This is a genomic window from Roseovarius sp. W115 (assembly GCF_032842945.2).
GTDB lineage: Bacteria > Pseudomonadota > Alphaproteobacteria > Rhodobacterales > Rhodobacteraceae > Roseovarius > Roseovarius rhodophyticola.
Window position 1 is genome coordinate 726,522 of sequence record NZ_CP146606.1, and the last position, 18,527, is coordinate 745,048.

Sequence of the window (18,527 nt, forward strand, 5' to 3'; positions counted from 1 at the left end):
CGCAGCGGTTATGCAAAGTGTTTGAACTTTTCGTGCATTCCTGAAGTAAAAACGGCTCAGAGAGGGCCAAGCTGGTCAAAGACAGCCGCGCAAATGACCGGGGTGGCACTTTGGAAAAACCGCTCAAAGCCTTTGGTATTGGGATGAAACCTGTCCAGAACCTCTCCGGCCTCATTGGTGCGGAAGTGATCCGGATTGCCCGTCACCGACGCGACCAGATCCGGCGTCAACGCTTCGGCAAAACTGCAGCGTCCGCCCGTTGTCGCAACAGCACGCGCCAGGTTTCGCTGGGCCAGTTGCCGCTTTGCATTCACCTCTGCGTCAAAGGCCGCCGCAGTGCTCATGACGACACAGGCGCTCTCTTCGGGAATCTGCGCGATGCTTGCCCGCAGATCGGCTGTCGCCGTCGCATGATCGGCCCAGCGATCCACGGAATTGCCCAGAAACGCCAGCACGACCAGTTTGGGACGGTAATATCCCTCACGAAACATCGCCTCGAACGGAGATTGGTTCGGGCGGCAAAACTCATAGGGCCGGCCGTCGCCAATCTGCACATAGCTGCGCGCCGGGCCGGTCACGCCATATGTGCCTGCATTCACCCCGAACCGCGCATCCTTGTCGCAGATCACGCCTTTTGTGTCCGCGTCCCGCGCGCTCCAGTGATTGAGAGACGAGGACCGCACACCAATGGCCGCAACTGACTGTGCGTCAAGATTGTCAAGAAAGCGTCGCTCTTGCGGATTTGCGCCGCAGGCACGGGCCAGATTGCCAAAGAGTGCCAGATGCCCCGCACCCGCGCCAAAGGAAATCTGGCTGTCGCCGACCACAAGGATATCAGGTCCGAAGGGCGGCTCCCGAAAGCTGGGCAATGGTGACTCTGCGGCAGGCAATGCAGCAGGGATCGGTTCAGGAATGCTGGTCGGTTGGGGCTCCGGCGCAGGTGGCACGGGACGGTCTGGCACAGCCGCGCTGCAGCCCAAAAGCGCGGTCAAAGCGACCAAATTCGCCACTCTGCGCCACATGGCCTGTCTCATTCGCTTTGTCAGAGATCCTGTTCCTGTTGCTCCAGTTGCTGCAGCAAACGCCGCTCGCCCAGCCAAGGGTTCAGATCCAGCGCCGCGCGCAACGACAGCGTCGCTTCCGCGTTCCGTCCCAACGCGGCCAGTGTCAACGCCCGGCCCGTCAACGCGCCGGTGTGGCGCGGTGTGATCTCCAAAGTGCGGTTAAGGTCAGGCAAAGCGGCGGCAAAATCCTCTCGCAGGAAATTGATAAAGGCGCGTTGGTTGTAACCTTCAGAATAATCCGGGCAGTAGGCAATCAGCGCATCCACGGCCTTGGTGGCCCCGTCGTAGTCGGCCACACGCCGCCGCTCCATCGCTTCATCCAAAAGCTCTTGTGCCTTGGCGTCCGGCGCGTCGGCCCAAAGTGCCCACATTTCCCCCGAAAGCGCCCGGCCCGTGGCCTCATCCGGCGCTTCTCGCGCCGCCTTGATCAAATCAGATAGGGCGGCGGCGTGGTCGGGCGGTTCGGGGCAAGCGTTGGCCCAGACCGGACCAGCGACAACACAGGCTAGGATCGTAAGTCTCATGCGCCAAAGATGCCGCAGAGGGATGGAAAATCAAATCACATCTGGGACAGTGTTTTCTTTCACCGCCTCCATAGCCACATAGGTTGAGGTCTTGGAGACGTGCGGCAGGTTGGAAATCTGATCAGCCAGTACGCGACGATAGTCGCTCATGCTTTGCGTGCGTATCTTTAGAAGATAGTCGAAATTTCCAGCAATCAGATGCACTTGTTCAACTTCCGGGATCTTCAGAACAGCCGCGTTGAACGCCGCCAGTGACGCCTCTCGCGTGTCGGTCATGCTCAACTCAACAAAGCTGACGTGATCTAGGCCCAGACGAATGGGATCAATCAGCGCACGGTAGCCTGAGATCACCCCGTCTCGCTCAAGCCGACGTAGCCGCGCCTGTGTCGGTGATTTGGACAGCCCAATCTCTCGCGCCAGATCAGTAATGCTGATCCGCCCATCGCCCGCCAACACATGCAGAATCGCCTTGTCGTACCGGTCCAGCTCCAACTCTTCCATTTGACCTATGCAACTCCATTTATGCACGTATAAATCCTGCAAAAAATAAATTTTCAGGAAATATGACCTGCGTATAAGTGATATGTTAGGTCAATTCCCTGCCACTCTGCAAGAGACACACCATGCCGTATGACACCGACCTGCGCCGCGAAATTGATCTGATCACCTACGCCGATGAAGCCACCACAATTGACCAGCTTGTGGAGCAGGCGGGATTGTCACCCGAGGACCGCACGCGCATCGTGGCCCGTGGTGCCGCGCTTGTCGGCGACATTCGCGATCATTCCGATCCGGGATTGATGGAGGTTTTTCTGGCGGAATACGGGCTGTCAACCGATGAAGGCGTCGCCCTAATGTGCCTGGCCGAAGCGCTTTTGCGGGTGCCAGATGCCGACACGATTGACGCGCTGATCGAGGACAAGATTGCCCCCTCTGACTGGGGCAAGCATATGGGGCATTCCACCTCGCCTCTGGTCAACGCCTCAACCTGGGCTTTAATGCTCACAGGTAAAGTGTTGACCGAAGAGGCCCCCGGCCCCGTCGGTCATCTTCGTGCCGCCATCAAGCGTTTGGGCGAACCGGTCATCCGCACCGCTGTGGGCCGCGCGATGAAAGAGATGGGCCGTCAGTTTGTCCTGGGCGAGACAATCACATCGGCTATGGATCGCGCCGCCGGGATGGAGGCCAAGGGGTACACCTATTCCTACGACATGCTGGGAGAGGCCGCACGCACAGACGCCGACGCAACGCGCTATCATTTGGCATATAGCCGCGCCATTACTGCCATTTCCTCGGCCTGCGTGCATGAGGACATCCGCAAGAACCCCGGCATTTCCGTCAAACTTTCGGCCCTCTACCCCCGCTATGAGGTCGCACAGAAAGACGGTGTGATGGACATCCTGATGCCGCGCCTGCGCAGTCTGGCCTTGTTGGCCAAGTCAGCCCGCATGGGGCTCAACATCGACGCGGAAGAGGCGGACCGCCTGTCGCTGTCTCTGGATGTGATCGAGGCGACATTGGCCGAGCCTGCTTTGGCGGGTTGGGATGGCTTTGGCGTGGTGGTGCAGGCCTATGGCCAACGCGCGGCCCATGTGATCGATCATCTGCACGCCCTTGCCACCCGACTGGACCGGCGCATCATGGTGCGGCTGGTGAAGGGCGCCTATTGGGACACCGAGATCAAACGCGCGCAGGTTGAGGGGATTGACGGTTTTCCAGTCTTCACCTCAAAAGCCGCCACCGACATTTCCTACATCGCCAATGCGCGCAAATTGCTGTCTCTGACCGACCGCATCTATCCGCAATTTGCCACCCACAACGCCCATACGGTCGCGGCCATTCTCGACATGGCAGACGACAAAGAAACCTTCGAGTTCCAGCGCCTGCACGGCATGGGAGAGGCCCTGCACAACATCGTCATGCAGGCAGAGAACACCCGCTGTCGCATCTATGCCCCTGTAGGCGCACATCGCGATTTGCTGGCCTACTTGGTGCGCAGGCTTTTGGAGAACGGCGCAAATTCCAGCTTTGTGAACCAAATCGTGGATGAAGACGTCTCGCCAGAGCAGGTCGCGCGGGATCCGTTCGAGATTTATCATGAGACGCAAGCCACTTTGCCCACAGGGCCAGAGCTTTTCGCGCCTGAGCGGATCAATTCCAAGGGATTTGACCTGACCCATCAACCAACGCTGGATACAATTGAGGCCGCCCGCGCACCCTTTGCCACCGCGACATGGCAGGCGGCACCGCTCTTGACAGGCAAGGCCGCCCCGCAAGACCCGCATCCGGTTCAAAACCCCGCCGACCCGGCAGATCAACCCGGTCAGGTTGCCTTTGCCAGCCCAAAAGATGTTGAAACAGCGCTCAAAAACGCCAAACCGTGGAACGCGGATCCCAAAGAGCGGGGGCGGGTCTTGGCCCGAGCCGCTGATTTCTATGAGGAGAATTTCGGAGAACTTTTCGCCATTCTTGCGCGCGAGGCAGGCAAATCCCTGATGGACGCCGTGGCCGAGCTGCGCGAGGCGGTGGATTTCCTGCGCTACTACGGGGCCAACGCGCCCGACGCCAAACCGGTCGGCACATTCACCTGCATTTCACCGTGGAATTTCCCCTCGCCATCTTTTCCGGTCAGATCAGCGCTGCTCTGGCCGCGGGCAACGCCGTTCTGGCCAAACCCGCTGAACAAACACCACTCATTGCGCATTTGGCAATTTCCCTAATGCACAAAGCGGGTGTACCCAAAACCGCGCTACAGCTTCTGCCCGGGGCAGGCGACGTCGGTGCCGCACTGACATCTGATCCGCGCGTCAGCGGCGTGGCTTTCACAGGCTCAACAGAAACAGCCCTCAAAATCCGCACCACCATGGCGCAAAATCTTGCCCCCGGCGCGCCTCTCATTGCCGAAACCGGTGGCTTAAACGCAATGATCGTCGACAGCACGGCCCTGCCAGAACAGGCGGTTCAAGCTATTGTCGAATCCGCCTTTCAATCCGCCGGGCAACGTTGTTCAGCCTTGCGGTGTCTATATGTTCAGGAAGATATCGCCGAGGGACTGACCGAAATGCTAACCGGAGCCATGGATGCGCTTGTCATGGGGGCACCCTGGCACCTGAAGACCGATGTGGGCCCGGTGATTGATGCCGAGGCTCAGGCCGGTATTGCCGCACATATCGAGGCCGCCCGTGCCGAGGGGCGTCTTTTGCATGAAATCCCCACGCCAAACTCAGGTCACTTCATCGCCCCGACCCTGATCCGCGTGCAGGGCATTGGGGACCTGAAACGCGAGATCTTTGGTCCTGTCCTGCATATTGCCACGTTTGCCTCAAATCAATTGGATCAGGTCATCGCCGATATCAACGCCACCGGCTACGGGTTGACCTTCGGCCTGATGACCCGGATCGATGACCGGGTGCAACACGTGACCGAGGCGGTTCATGCTGGAAATATTTACGTCAACCGCAATCAGATCGGCGCCATCGTAGGCAGCCAACCCTTTGGCGGCGAAGGGCTTTCCGGAACTGGGCCCAAGGCAGGCGGGCCGCATTACCTTTCCCGCTTTTCAGCGCGCCCAGTTACACAAACCGATGCCACATGGCCAACGGACATGTCACCTGACGCAGCACAGGCCGCACTGGTTGCGGCACAAGACCGCGACATCCCAACCTCACCGGCCCTTGTACTGCCGGGTCCGACCGGAGAGTCCAACCGCCTCACACTTCATGCCCGCGCGCCCCTGCTCTGTCTTGGCCCTGGCGAAGACGCGGCCAAGGCGCAAGCCGAAGCCGTCATGGCCCTTGGTGGCCGCGCGGCAACGGTGACTGGTGCTCTGGCAGCAGAGGTCCTGACCACACAGTCCAATTTTGCAGGCGCTCTGTGGTGGGGCGATGCCACCAAAGCGCAGGCCTACACCACCGCTCTCAGCAAACGAAACGGCCCGATCCTGCCTCTGATCACGGGGCAACCAGACCTTGGACATGTCATGGGAGAGCGTCACGTCTGCGTCGACACAACCGCGGCTGGCGGCAACGCGGCGCTCCTCGGCGGGATGGATTAAACTCTACCCTGCCCTTTCATCGTTCCCAAAATACTCAAACCCCACACCATCCAAACGTGCCAACACTGATCGCTTGACCCCTCGTCTGTCCCTCGCCACAGTCGTCGCATGTTTCCTATTCGCGATCACAACCCGTCTGGTCGGGTGCCTTACGTCACCTACGTGCTGATGGCGCTCAATATTGGTATTTTCCTCAGCTACTGGCCGCTTTTCAGCGATCCCCGCGCACTCAACGGGTTTTTCTACGAATGGGCTATGGTGCCGGTCCTTGTCAGCCAACAGGGCACATATGAGACATTGCTTACTTCGATGTTCCTGCATGGCGGCTGGATGCACCTTGCGGGTAACATGCTGTTTTTATGGATATTCGGCGACAACATGGAGGACGAGATGGGCCATGTGGGCTACCTTGTCTTCTACTTGGCCTGTGGCATCGCGGCGGGGGTCACGCATCTGATCTCAGCTCCCCTCAGCCAAGTGCCAACCGTGGGCGCATCTGGTGCGATTGCCGGGGTCATGGGCGGCTATCTTCTGCTCTTCCCACGGGCCAAGGTCGATATTCTCATCATCCTGATCATCATTTTCCGCATCATCAGCATTCCGGCCTGGACCATGCTGGTGCTGTGGTTTGCCATACAGATCTTTGGCGGGCTTGGCGCCGATCCCGAGACCGGCGGCGTCGCCTATTGGGCGCATGCGGGCGGGTTCATCGCGGGTATCCTGCTCACCATCCCCGTCTTTCTGCGTCGCGGCGGGCAACGGTTCTGGGAACAAACTGACGGCCATCCGCCACATCCGGACGCCACCTATCGCTTTGTGCGAACGTCAATCCCGAAAGTGACCCGCAAATGAGCGTCTACAAAGCCACTTGCCACTGCGGCGCGGTTGAACTCTCGCTCAATCTGCCCGATGGCATTCCCTCTCCGCATCGCTGTGACTGCTCATTCTGCCGCCGCCGCGCCGCGCCAACGGTCAGCGTGCCATTAGATGATCTCAAGGTGACCAAAGGCGCTGACAACCTTTCACTTTACACCTGGAACACCGGCACAGCGCAGCACTTCTTTTGTAAGACCTGCGGGATTTACACGCATCACCAGCGCCGCTCTAACCCGAACGAATATGGCGTTAATTTCGGGTCTATCGAAGGGCAGAACCCCGCCGAGCACGAGCCCATCCCGTGGGATGATGGCGTCAACCACCCATCAGATCGATAACCTCATCCAATGTCTTTTTGAAAGACATTGGCAAAAGCCTTCAACAGGCTTTTGCCCAGCGCTTAACCCAGGTTCTTGATCAGCAGAATCCACTCTTTGGAGTCCGTCTTCCATCCGTCACGCACCACGGGGCGGCGCGTAATCTGGCGATTGCCGACATGCTCATAAAGCTTGAGCGCGGGATTGTCGTCACTCGTGATAATGCTCATCCGCGTTTGTCCCGATGCTCTGGCCTGCGCTTCGGCATCTTGCAAAAGCGCTTTTGCCGCGCCCTTGCAGCGCGCCTCCGGAAAGGTCGCCAAGACATTCACATACCAACTGGGCACCGCCTCGTTTTCAAGCTCTACCAAGGGGCGGAACAGCGGTGGAAGATCGTCAAGCTCGGCCTCGGGCACCACCTCATCCAATGGGTATCCCACCAGTGAGGAGATCACCGTACCATCCCGTCGAATGACGCGCGCCTTGCGATAGGAAAACTGCCCTTCTTCGCGCGCGGCTCGACGCGCACCCACGTCCCAGACATCTTCTCCTGGTTCGCGCATCTCTTCCCACACCAGCAAAGGCATGCCATCACCGGCCATCACGACGAGTTGCGCCAATGCAGGTGCGTCTTCAATCCGGGCGTCTTCTGGCATCATGTGTGTCATAAGATCCTTCATCCTTTCGCCCCTTCCTACGCCGCGCGCTGGTCAGAGGCATGATGTGACATGCATTCCACATGTCGGTGGTCCGTGCCACAGCAGCCGCCGAACACGCGAACATTCGGCAACATCTCGAGCAAATCAGCGTTCAACCGACCCAGCTCTTGCGGATCACCATCATCCAGCTCTTCGGCGGCATCCAGTTCCGCGTGGCTGAGGCGCGAGGCGTTGCAGCGCAATCCACCAATCCGACGCAGCCAGTCTGAACCACCAGACAGCTTGTCGTGGAAGTGATCAGGATGAGCACAGTTGATCATGTAGTAGATCGGCCCGTTTTCCGTCGCGCCGTCCACCTGTGCAATCGCCTCGCCCAGGGGTTGGCCCGAGGGCAAATGCCCATCGGTTTCCAGTGTGAAGGCAATGGCCACAGGCGCATTTGCCTTTTGCGCAGCTCGGACAATACCTACGGCCTCCTCAGCATGGGTGAGCGTCAGCGCACTGATCAAATCCACACCGGCCCCTGCCAGCGCGGCAATCTGTGGTGTGTGTGTGTCCAAGGCTTCGTCCTCAGACAAAAGCGTGCCCGGCGCATAGGCATCACCCGCCGGTCCGACCAATCCATTGAGCAGGATCGGACATGCCTCGGCCTCGTGCCGCGCGCGGATGGCCTCAACAAAGCGCACTGCGTCGGTGTTCACTTGCATCTGCTCCGCAGCACTTTTGCCCAACGCTTCGGCCCAGGCCATTCCAGAGCGCCACGTCGGCACATCCAGAACATAGCCGCGCTCATCGGCCTTGGCCAAGCCAATGAACCGGTCAAAATAGGCATTCAGCTCAGCGCGCCCGTCTTCGGTTTCAAGCAAGACAGCTGCGGAAAAACACGGCAGGTCATACCCTTTGTCAAAGACCATAAAGGTTTCCAGACCTCCATCCGTGAGATAGTAACGGTCGCTCTTTGAAAATTTTGTCAGTCGCATAAATTTCACTCCAAAATGAGAATGGTCGGGACATATCCTGTGCCACATGTCACCGCGAGTGCGCCTGTGGTACAGTTCTGAACGCTATAAATTTTGTTTAATTTCAAAACTTTAAAACGTGTGCTGGAATGAACTACCGGACCAGATTAGTGTCAACTGGACTCGCAGTACAGGAGAATGGGCCGTGAGTGAGAAACCCAACACAAAAACACAGATATTGGATGTCGCCGAAAAGGCCGTGCTGGAAAAAGGGTTCGAGGCCACGTCCATCGAGGAAATCGTCGCTGCCGTGGAAATTTCGCGCAGCGGGTTCTTTTACCATTTCAAGGACAAAAACGCGTTGGCCCGCGCCCTGCTGGAACGCTACATCGACGCCGAGAACGCGCTCTTTGATGATGTGTTCGGCCGGGCGCGAGAGCTTAATGACGACCCGCTGCATGCCATGCTCATCGGCCTCAAACTTCTGGCTGAAATCCTTGCGGATCTGCCAAATGGCCACCCTGGCTGTGTGATCGCCGCCGCCGCTTATCAGGACCGCCTTTTTGATCGCGGTGTGCGGGAGTTGAACCGTGAGGCGATTCTGGCCTGGCGCGCCCGGTTTCGCGCAATGTTCGAAGAAATCGCCGAGCGTTACCCCCCAGCGGAACCAGTCGACCTTGATGCCCTAGGCGACATGGTGTCCGGGGTCGCCGAAGGGGCAATTGTGCTGCAAAAGGTGCTGGGCGAGCGCGAAACCCTTGCCGCACAAATCCTTCAGCTTCGGACCTATGTGAAACTTCTGTTTTCGCCGCGCGTGCCTGTTTCGACCTAACGCTCCAAACGTCTTTTTGAAAGACGTTGGCAAAAGCCTTCAGAAGGCTTTTGGTCCACGCGTCGCGGATCACTTTGGTAAAAGTCGAAAAGATCGCTTCATTTGCGCAGACGATGTCGCCATCTTCCAGGATATTGCCACCTGGCACCAAAGGTTCGGCCAACCCGCCTGCTTCACGCAGGATGATCAGCCCTGCGGCCAGATCCCAGGCATTCAAACGCCGTTCCCAGAACCCCTCATAGCGCCCGGCCGCGACATAGGCCATGTCCAGCGCAGCCGATCCCCACCGGCGCACCCCAGCACATGTGGGCATAAGCCGTGCCAGATCCTGCAGAGTCTCAGGCAAATCCGCACGGCCGCCAAATGGCACGCCTGTCGCAAAAATCGACTCGATCATGACCTTGCGGTCCGAAACTCGCAAGCGGCTGTCATTCAAAAAAGCGCCTTCGCCTTTTTCGGCGAAATACATCTCGTCCTTGGCTGCATCGTAAATCACGCCGGTCACAACCTGGCCTTTGTGCTCCAATGCGATAGAGATGGCCCAGTGCGGCAAGCCATGCAGAAAATTCGTCGTGCCATCCAGCGGATCCACAATCCAGCGGCGCGTGGGGTCCTGCCCCGCTTCTTCGCCACCTTCTTCGGCCAGCCAGCCATAGGTCGGGCGCGCACCCATCAGCTCTTCTTTCAGAATGGCCTCGGCAGCGATATCCGCGCGGCTGACGAAATCGCCTGCGCCTTTTGAACTAACCTGAAGGTTTTCAACCTCACGGAAATCCTTGACCAGTGACCGCCCTGCCTTGCGGGCGGCCTTCAGCATAATGTTAAGATTGGCACTGCCCGGCATGATGCATTCCCTTTGGGGTTCAGGCCGCGCGTATACGCCCCGCCGACCCGTCCCGCAAGGGGCTAAGACCGCTCCGCACAATAGGCAACCAACCACTCGCGAAAGCGGCGCGCCGCTGGCCGCAGGGCCGCACGATCCGGGTAGACCAGATGATACGCCTCTTGTCCTGCAACTGAGAACCCTTCGAGACATGGCACCAGCCCCGCCTCTGCCATCGACCGATCACTGGCAGGCGCACGCGCCAGGGCCACACCTGTGCCCGACCGCGCCAACGCAAAGGCCATGATCGTGCTGTCGGCAAAGATGTATTTGACAGCCCCCGGCCAGATGCCCGAGCTTTCAAACACATGTGGCCAGCCTGCACGATGCGTGCCAACTTCAATGAGGGTCTGGCGCAAAAGGTCTCCGGGCGATGTGATCTGCGCCGCGATCTCGGGCAAAGCCACCGGGTAGAGCCTTTCAGAAAACAGGGCGTCGCCCTGCGCGCAGTAAGCTGACGGATTACCAAACACGATCTGAAGGTCGCTGAAACCCTGCGAGAAATCACCAATGCTATTGCCGGTATCAATCTGCAACGTGATCTGGGGATGCTGGGCCGAGAAATCGCCATGCCCTTCGGCCAGAATGCCATGAGCAAAGAGCAGGACGGCACGTACATAGAGTTGCTCGGCCCGATTGGCCCCGAATAGCCCTTCTGTTGTACTTTGCAGCGTCAACAAAGCCTGTTGAACCCCAGGAAGGTAGGCGCGACCTGCCTCCGTCAAGCGCACGGCATGTGCTTGCCGTTCAAAGAGTCGCGTTTCTAACCGCTCTTCCAGCGCGCGCACCTGTTGGCTCACCGCTGCGGCGGACATGTTAAGCTCTGATGCGGCGCGGGCAAAGCTCTCGGCCCGAGCGGCGGCCTCGAAAACGCGCAGCCAATTGAGAGAGGGGACAGAGACAGCCATGGGTTGAGACTAAGCTGAACTTAGCCTCAGCGTCCAGTATCACAGTTTTGAGCCTGATCAGCCCGACGCTAGGCTATACTCAGCGCGAGGAGGAGGCGTTCCACGATGCTTGACATGACCCTGCTTCAAAATGGCCGTCTGAGTGAGGCGCAAGTCGACCAATACTGGCGCGACGGTTTCCTGTGCCCCATCCCGGTGCTGGACGCGACCGAGGCCCAAAGCCTGCGCAAAGAACTGGAAACGCTGGAGGCCGAGTGGCTCGACAATGGTTTGCCGCTGCCGCTCAATACCTACAAACGCATCAACTCCCACTGCGTGATCCCCATGGCGCATCAGATTGCAGCAGATGACCGGTTTTTGGATGTGATTGAGGGTCTGCTTGGCCCGGATATCCTGATCTGGAGCGTGGAATTCTTCATCAAGGAACCAAACACAAAAGCCATTGTGTCCATGCATCAGGACCTGACCTATTGGGGCTTTGGCGCGGTGGATCAGCTGTGCACCGCTTGGATTGCGCTTAGCCCAGCCACGCGCCAATCGGGCTGCATGGATTTTGTGAAGGGCTCGCACAAGAACCCGATCCTTCCACATAACGACACCTATGATGACAACAACCTGCTGTCGCGCGGGCAGGAGATTCGCGTGGACGTGGCACCAGAAGACAAGGTGGCCGCCGAACTACAGCCGGGGCAGATGTCACTGCATCACGGTCTGATGATTCATGGCTCTGGACCAAATGTGTCGAGTGACCGTCGCATTGCGGTCGCCATTCGCTACTGCACTCCGCAAATTGCGCAGGAAGTGGCTGCCAAGGACTATGCCATCCTTGCCCGCGGCGCGGACCGCACCGGCAACTTCATCAACTTCACCCCACCCCGCGCGCCCTTTACGCCAGAGAGCCTTGCGATTTACGATGAGATCAGAAAAGCGCAAGCCGCTGCCTTGATGGACGGGGCTGAAGCGGACACGAAAGGGTTTTACGGATGATCGACAAAGTCAGCTTCACCCAGATGAAGGATGGCACGAAGGAAGATTACGAATTCCTGACCGCTCATGAAATTGACCACACCAAACACACCGCCCGCCGCCTGATGAAGGCGATGGTCGAGTTGGACGAAAGCCTGTCAGGCTATCAGGTCACACGCCTGGGCCATTCGGTGCAATCGGCCACCCGCGCCTGGCGGGATGGGGCAGATATCGACTGGGTTGTCGCCGCCCTTCTGCACGATATCGGTGACATCTACGCGCCCTACAATCACGATGAATACGCCGCCACGATCCTCAAGCCCTTCGTGCGCGAGCAATGCACCTGGGTCGTGGCGACCCATGGTGATTTTCAGATGGTCTATTACGGCCACCACCTTGACGGGGCAGACCCCAACAAACGCGACCGGCACGCCGGTCACCAATACTTCAACGACTGCGCCGAGTTTTGCGAACGCTGGGATCAGGCGAGCTTTGACCCCGACTATGACGACCTGCCGCTGGAGTTCTTCGCACCTATGGTCGAAGAGGTCTTCGCCCGACAGCCCTATGACCCCGACGTGATCCAATCAGGCGTACGCGAACCGCTGGTCGATGAAAAACGGGCCGCTGACCGCAACTGACGCGCTTTTCGGGTATTTTCAACAAGAAAGAAGCCCAATCGAAGCGCCCCGACCCATGCGAGGTCCTGCGCTGCGGCCGGGCACAGGTGGGGCAGCTTCTTCCTTGTGCGGTCATCGACTCCCCAGCCTGTACCGCCCGCATGTCCTACCAATCCATGGTTAAGAAAGCGTGGGCTGCTTCTTTCTTGTTCCAAATACCCGTGCCAGCCTCTTCCCCTTGCCCGGCCATTTGGGTATTCGAGCGTCAACGCAAAAGACGAGCACGAGGTCCCGCGACATGGGCATGGACAAGACATTCAATGCGGCCGAGGCCGAACCACGCCTGTCAAAGGCCTGGGAAGAGAGCGGCGCTTTCAAGGCCGGGGCCAATGCCAAGCCGGGGGCCGAGCCGTTTTCCATCATGATCCCACCGCCCAATGTGACGGGTTCGCTGCATATGGGCCACGCGTTTAACAACACGCTGCAGGACATCCTGATCCGCTGGCACCGCATGCGCGGCTTTGACACGCTCTGGCAGCCGGGCACCGATCACGCAGGGATTGCCACGCAGATGGTGACCGAACGCGACATGATGGAGCATCAGGAGCCCACACGCGTTCAAATGGGCCGCGAAGCTTTCGAAAAACGCGTCTGGCAGCAGAAGATCAAATCGCGCGGCACGATCATCGGACAGCTCAAACGGCTTGGCGCGTCATGTGATTGGTCGCGCGAGGCCTTCACCATGTCCGGCGCGCCCTCTGCTCCCGAAGGTGAGGAAGGCAATTTCCACGACGCAGTGATCAAGGTCTTTGTCGACATGTACAACAAGGGCCTGATCTATCGCGGCAAGCGACTGGTCAACTGGGACCCGCATTTCGAGACCGCCATCTCTGATCTTGAGGTCGAGAATATCGAAGTGGCGGGCCATATGTGGCACTTCAAATACCCGCTCGCCGGTGGCGCGACCTACACCTATGTCGAGAAGGACGAGGACGGCACCATCACGCTGGAGGAAACCCGCGACTACATCTCCATCGCCACAACCCGGCCAGAGACCATGCTGGGCGATGGGGCCGTTGCGGTTCACCCATCCGATGAACGTTATGCGCCAATCGTCGGAAAACTCTGCGAAATTCCAGTTGGCCCCAAAGAGCACCGCCGCCTCATTCCGATCATCACCGATGAATACCCTGATCCCGACTTTGGCTCCGGTGCGGTGAAGATCACCGGCGCGCATGACTTCAACGACTATGAGGTTGCCAAACGCGGCGGCATCCCGATGTACCGCTTGATGGACACCAAGGGTGCCATGCGCGACGATGGCGCGCCCTATGCGGAAGCGGCTGAGATTGCCATGGCCGTGGCCAAGGGAGAGCGCAGTCTCAGCGAGGCAGAGGTCGATACGGTCAACCTGATCCCCGATGATCTGCGTGGGCTGGATCGGTTTGAAGCGCGCAAGCGGGTGGTCGAGCAGATCACCAGCGAAGGTCTGGCCGTGATGGTTGCCGCTCAGGGCGAAGCACCGTCACCCTCCAGCTCGACCCGAGGACCTCTTGACGCAGAGATCCCCGGTCAAGCCGGGGATGACGTGCAAATGATCCCCTTCGTTGAAAACAAACCCATCATGCAGCCCTTCGGCGACCGCTCCAAGGTCGTGATCGAGCCGATGCTCACTGATCAGTGGTTTGTGGATACTGACAAAATCGTCGACCCCGCCATCGAGGCGGTGAAATCCGGCGAGGTGAACATCATGCCGGAGCAGGACCGCAAGGTCTATTTCAACTGGCTGGAAAACATCGAGCCGTGGTGCATCTCCCGCCAACTGTGGTGGGGGCATCAGATTCCGGTTTGGTATGGGCCGAAACGCATACCAAACGTAGGCAATGGCATTGACTACAGGTCTGCAGAGCGTGTGGCGTTTTGCGGTGCGAATTTTCAGGAAGTTGCAGACAAAGCTCGTGCATATTACGAACGAGACTTTGTTGAGGAATTTAGTCTCGAAGAACGTCCCGCTACCGTCGACTTAGAGACGCCGGATGACATCACACCAATGTGGAACTCTACGGTTTGGACTATCGAACGAGATCACGATACGTTCATTTCAACTCGGGAGACTGGCACCAATAACATAGTACTGCTCGAAAGAGACCCCGACGTGCTCGACACCTGGTTCTCCTCCGGCCTCTGGCCCATCGGCACGCTGGGCTGGCCCGAAGACACCGATGAGCTGAAGAAATACTTCCCCACGTCCGTCCTCGTCACCGGCTTTGACATCATCTTCTTCTGGGTCGCCCGGATGATGATGATGCAATACGCCGTGGTTGACGAAAAGCCCTTCAAGGACGTTTATGTCCACGCCCTCGTCCGCGATGAGAAGGGCAAGAAGATGTCCAAATCCCTGGGCAATGTCCTCGACCCGCTTGAGCTGATTGATGAATACGGCGCCGACGCCGTGCGCTTTACGCTCACCGCCATGGCCGCCATGGGACGCGACTTGAAGCTCAGCACGCAACGTATTGCAGGATATCGGAATTTCGGCACCAAGCTCTGGAACGCCGCCCGTTTCGCCGAAATGAATGAGGCGGTTGGCAGCACGGGTGCAATCCCACAGCCAAAAGCCACGGTAAACCGTTGGATTCTCGGCGAAACTGCGAAAATTCGCGGTGTCGTCGATTCTGCCCTTTCGCAGTACAGGTTCAATGACGCCGCCAATGCGCTCTATGGTTTTGTCTGGGGCAAAGTCTGTGACTGGTATGTGGAATTCTCCAAACCCCTGCTAATGGATGGCGATGCGGCGACCAAGGCCGAGACGCAAGAGACCATGGCCTGGGTCATTGACCAATGCCTGATCCTGCTGCACCCGATCATGCCTTTTGTGACGGAAGAACTCTGGGGAACCCTCGGAAAACGCGAGAAAATGCTCATTCACGCCGATTGGCCCACCTATGGCGACGAGCTGATTGATCCAGCGGCCGATGCCGAGATGAACTGGGCCATTTCGCTGATTGAAAGCGTCCGCTCAGCGCGCGCACAGGTGCATGTGCCCGTGGGCCTCAAGACACCTTTGGTGGTCACAGGCATGTCCGATGCGGCGCGTGCCGCCTGGACCAACAATGAGGTGATGATCCAGCGGCTGGCGCGTATTGAGGGTCTGACCGAAGTGGACGCCTTCCCCAAAGGCTGCATCACAATCGCGGCTGAGGGCGCGAGTTTCGGCCTACCTCTGGCCGATGTGATCGACGTGGGCGAGGAAAAGGCGCGGCTGGAGAAAACGCTGGGCAAGCTCGCCAAGGAACTGGGTGGGCTGCGGGGGCGGCTCAACAACCCGAAATTCGTCGAAAGCGCGCCCGATGAGGTGGTCAACGAGGCGCGTGAAAACCTTGCCATCAAGGAAGATGAAGAGGCCAAGCTGAAGGCCGCGCTTGAGCGGTTGAACGAGCTGGGCTGACCTGCGCTTTCATCGTTCCCGAAATACTCAGACAAACGCCGCGCCCACCTCAGGCGCGGCGTTTCAATTTCAGGAACACCGACATCCGTACCGACGTGATACCGACGCAATACCGACATGATACCGACGTGATACAGACGTGGGTTTTGCCCTTACTCGAACTTTGGCGCACGCCCGGCCATGTTGGCGGCGATCACCTCCATCTGATGCGGTTTGCCGATGAGATCGGCCTGTTCCCGGCTCTCGGACAGAAGAACAGCCTCCTCATCCGCGCCGCTTTCGGCAAAGCCAATCAGACGCTTGGCCGCGCGAATTGCCGATGGGGATTTCCCCGCAATTTCAGTGGCTAACCCCATCGCACGGGCCTGCACATCTTCGGCAACCTCTGTCACCAGACCCCAGTCCAGCGCCTTCTGCGCCTCAATCGGTGCGGCCGTGTAGGTCATTTGTCGGATCACATCCGACCGCGTCAGCCGGGACAGAAGGACCATGCCACCCATATCCGGGATGAGCCCCCATTTCATCTCCATGATCGCCAGCTTAACCTCTTGATCCGCAATCCGAATATCAGCCCCAAGCGCCAGCTGAAACCCCGCGCCATAGCACACCCCGTGCAGGGCCGCGATCACAGGTACAGGCAGGTTGCGCCACACCATGGCGACCTCCTGAAACAGGTTGCCAGAGCCATGGGTGCGCGGCATGACGAACGCCTCGGGATCCTGAGCGGCGAATTGGGCAAAGCTCATCACGTCAAGCCCGGCACAAAAGGCCTGCCCTTCGCCCGCGAGCACCACGGCACGGATGTCATCGCGAGCGCTAAGCCCCTGCCCTGCCGCGACAATTTCCTCGGCCATCTTGATGTCCATGGCATTGCGCTTGTCGGGCCGGGTCAGTGTCACCCGGGCAATATGACCTTCAATTTCAACAGAAACACGCGGCATGGGGAACCTCCTTGGTTATCCCCATGAAAGCGCAAGAGTGGCCTGCTGACCAGCGCGACGTCAGGGCACAACGCGTTCCACGGCGCGCATCATGCCAAGCCCTTTGTCATAGACCAGCGTCAGAATGCGCCGTCCACCCGTGCGCGTGGCGATCATCGGCACGGCGCGCACGCCCCCGGCGGCAATGGTGGCGGCGATAAAACTGCGGCGCGTGAGATTGGGCATACCTTGCCCTCCTTTTACTTGCGAACGATTCTCATCTATGTGCGAATGCCATGTTTTCAAGGCCTTGCCTACGCCCTGATGATAACGTTATCTGCAGGTCATGACTGGCCCACGCTACACAAAACTGGTCGACTCGCTGCCCGCCACGGTGCCGTTTGTCGGCCCCGAACAGCAGGAACGCGCCCGTGGTGCCCCCTTTGCCGCGCGGCTGGGGGCCAATGAGAATGTCTTTGGTCCCTCTCCCAAAGCCATTGCCGCAATGCAGGCCGCGACCGGTGATATCTGGATGTACGGTGATCCAACCAGCCACGATTTACGCGCAGCGCTGGCCGTGCATCACGGTGTCGGGATGGAAAATATCGTTGTGGGCGAAGGGATTGACGGGCTTCTGGGCTACCTCGTGCGGCTCATGATCGGGCCAGGTGATGCCGTGGTGACATCGGATGGCGCTTATCCCACGTTCAACTACCATGTGGCGGGGTTTGGTGGGGTGTTGCACAAAGTGCCCTACAACGATGACCGCGAAGACCCGTTCGCTCTGTTTACCAAAGCGAAGGACGTTGGCGCGAAGCTTGTGTATCTCGCCAATCCGGATAATCCGATGGGCACCTGGCACGAAGGACCGGCGCTTGCCCGCGCGCTGGATGACCTGCCCGACGGATGTTTGTTGGTGCTGGATGAAGCCTATGTGGAGTTTGCGCCAGAAGGTACAGCACCGAGCATTGCGATTGACGACCCCCGCGTTATTCGCATGCGTACTTTTTCCAAAGCCTACGGTATGGCCGGGGCGCGTGTCGGCTACGCCATGGCTGCTGCGGAGTTGGTTCAGAGCTTTGACAAGATCCGCAATCATTTCGGGATGAACCGGGTGGCGCAGATCGGTGCGCCGGTGGCCTTGCAGGATGCCCAGTGGCTGGCAAAGACCTGTGCGGATGTGGCCGCAGCGCGGGACCGGATCAGCGAAATCGCAAGCGGCAATGGACTATTGGCCTTGCCATCGGCAACAAATTTCGTCGCGGTGGAGTGCGGTCTGGACGGCGCATTTGCCCGGCGCGTGCTGGCCGCGTTGGTTGAGCAAGGCGTGTTTGTTCGCATGCCATTTGTCGCACCACAAGATAGATGCATTCGCATTAGCTGCGGCCCGAAAGCGGATATGGAGCTTTTGGAAAAGACCCTTCCCAAAGCGCTTCAGATTGCGCGCGGATAGACCGATCTAATCGGGAAATTGGAAAAAATACGCCGAACGCAGAA

At 58.8% G+C, this 18,527-nt stretch carries 15 protein-coding genes and 2 pseudogenes; 8 read left to right on the plus strand and 9 right to left on the minus strand.

The annotated features are described in order from the left end of the window. Positions 1-56: 56 nt before the first annotated feature. From RZS32_RS03685 to RZS32_RS03695, 3 genes are read right to left on the minus strand one after another with little or no spacing between them, the layout of a single operon-like run. Positions 57-1,022, minus strand: coding sequence for an SGNH/GDSL hydrolase family protein (locus RZS32_RS03685; RefSeq protein WP_317055679.1), 966 nt, complete (start codon positions 1,020-1,022; stop codon positions 57-59). 20 nt (positions 1,023-1,042) lie between these two features. Beyond that, entirely contained in the window at positions 1,043-1,588 is a 546-nt protein-coding gene (locus tag RZS32_RS03690; RefSeq protein WP_317055680.1) for a tetratricopeptide repeat protein, read from the minus strand. 30 nt (positions 1,589-1,618) lie between these two features. Next, the gene (locus tag RZS32_RS03695; RefSeq protein ID WP_317057840.1) at positions 1,619-2,089 is read right to left on the minus strand and encodes an Lrp/AsnC family transcriptional regulator; all 471 of its coding nucleotides are present in this window, start codon (positions 2,087-2,089) and stop codon (positions 1,619-1,621) included. Between the two features lie 122 nt (positions 2,090-2,211). Between RZS32_RS03695 and putA the strand changes: the two are divergent. The 3 genes and pseudogenes from putA to RZS32_RS03710 all read left to right on the plus strand — a co-directional run bounded on the left by putA (position 2,212) and on the right by RZS32_RS03710 (position 6,856). Then, positions 2,212-5,642: pseudogene (gene putA / locus RZS32_RS03700) on the plus strand (bifunctional proline dehydrogenase/L-glutamate gamma-semialdehyde dehydrogenase PutA). A 108-nt stretch (positions 5,643-5,750) separates the two neighbouring features. Further along, entirely contained in the window at positions 5,751-6,494 is a 744-nt protein-coding gene (locus RZS32_RS03705; protein WP_317055682.1) for a rhomboid family intramembrane serine protease, read from the plus strand. Then, a complete protein-coding gene (locus RZS32_RS03710; RefSeq protein ID WP_317055683.1) occupies positions 6,491-6,856 on the plus strand; it encodes a GFA family protein in 366 nt (121 codons plus the stop codon). The genes RZS32_RS03705 and RZS32_RS03710 overlap by 4 nt, the downstream gene beginning before the upstream one ends. A 62-nt stretch (positions 6,857-6,918) precedes the next feature. On the opposite strand, the gene RZS32_RS03715 is transcribed toward RZS32_RS03710, so the two are convergent. Together RZS32_RS03715 and RZS32_RS03720 are read right to left on the minus strand one after the other, a co-directional pair. Beyond that, entirely contained in the window at positions 6,919-7,515 is a 597-nt protein-coding gene (locus RZS32_RS03715) for a GNAT family N-acetyltransferase (RefSeq protein WP_317055684.1), read from the minus strand. A 14-nt stretch (positions 7,516-7,529) separates the two neighbouring features. Further along, positions 7,530-8,474, minus strand: coding sequence for a homocysteine S-methyltransferase family protein (locus RZS32_RS03720; RefSeq protein WP_317055685.1), 945 nt, complete (start codon positions 8,472-8,474; stop codon positions 7,530-7,532). A 238-nt stretch (positions 8,475-8,712) separates the two neighbouring features. Here RZS32_RS03720 and RZS32_RS18975 point away from each other — a divergent pair, with 238 nt between their 5' ends. Further along, entirely contained in the window at positions 8,713-9,285 is a 573-nt protein-coding gene (locus RZS32_RS18975) for a TetR/AcrR family transcriptional regulator (RefSeq protein WP_422395954.1), read from the plus strand. A gap of 64 nt (positions 9,286-9,349) precedes the next feature. Here RZS32_RS18975 and RZS32_RS03730 read toward each other — a convergent pair. Then, positions 9,350-10,129, minus strand: a pseudogene (locus tag RZS32_RS03730) (inositol monophosphatase family protein); the annotation flags it as partial. A gap of 62 nt (positions 10,130-10,191) precedes the next feature. Then, the gene (locus RZS32_RS03735; protein ID WP_317055688.1) at positions 10,192-11,076 is read right to left on the minus strand and encodes a LysR family transcriptional regulator; all 885 of its coding nucleotides are present in this window, start codon (positions 11,074-11,076) and stop codon (positions 10,192-10,194) included. A gap of 105 nt (positions 11,077-11,181) precedes the next feature. Here RZS32_RS03735 and RZS32_RS03740 point away from each other — a divergent pair, with 105 nt between their 5' ends. The 3 genes from RZS32_RS03740 to RZS32_RS03750 all read left to right on the plus strand — a co-directional run bounded on the left by RZS32_RS03740 (position 11,182) and on the right by RZS32_RS03750 (position 16,110). Then, complete coding sequence (locus tag RZS32_RS03740; protein WP_317055689.1) at positions 11,182-12,063, plus strand: phytanoyl-CoA dioxygenase family protein; 882 nt, start codon at positions 11,182-11,184, stop codon at positions 12,061-12,063. After that, the gene (locus RZS32_RS03745) at positions 12,060-12,683 is read left to right on the plus strand and encodes an HD domain-containing protein (RefSeq protein ID WP_317055690.1); all 624 of its coding nucleotides are present in this window, start codon (positions 12,060-12,062) and stop codon (positions 12,681-12,683) included. Before RZS32_RS03740 ends, RZS32_RS03745 begins: the two co-directional genes overlap by 4 nt. A gap of 277 nt (positions 12,684-12,960) precedes the next feature. Further along, entirely contained in the window at positions 12,961-16,110 is a 3,150-nt protein-coding gene (locus RZS32_RS03750; protein ID WP_317055691.1) for a valine--tRNA ligase, read from the plus strand. Positions 16,111-16,262: 152 nt separating this feature from the next. Here the strand turns inward: RZS32_RS03750 and RZS32_RS03755 are convergent, their stop codons facing one another. Together RZS32_RS03755 and RZS32_RS03760 are read right to left on the minus strand one after the other, a co-directional pair. Next, entirely contained in the window at positions 16,263-17,051 is a 789-nt protein-coding gene (locus RZS32_RS03755) for a crotonase/enoyl-CoA hydratase family protein (protein WP_317055692.1), read from the minus strand. 60 nt (positions 17,052-17,111) lie between these two features. Continuing rightward, positions 17,112-17,276: a Tat pathway signal protein gene (locus RZS32_RS03760; RefSeq protein WP_317055693.1), complete on the minus strand. Its 165-nt coding sequence runs from the start codon at positions 17,274-17,276 to the stop codon at positions 17,112-17,114. Between the two features lie 100 nt (positions 17,277-17,376). Between RZS32_RS03760 and RZS32_RS03765 the strand changes: the two genes are divergently transcribed. Next, on the plus strand, positions 17,377-18,483 hold the full coding sequence (locus tag RZS32_RS03765; protein WP_317055694.1) for a pyridoxal phosphate-dependent aminotransferase: 1,107 nt from the start codon (positions 17,377-17,379) through the stop codon (positions 18,481-18,483). Positions 18,484-18,527 lie beyond the last annotated feature (44 nt).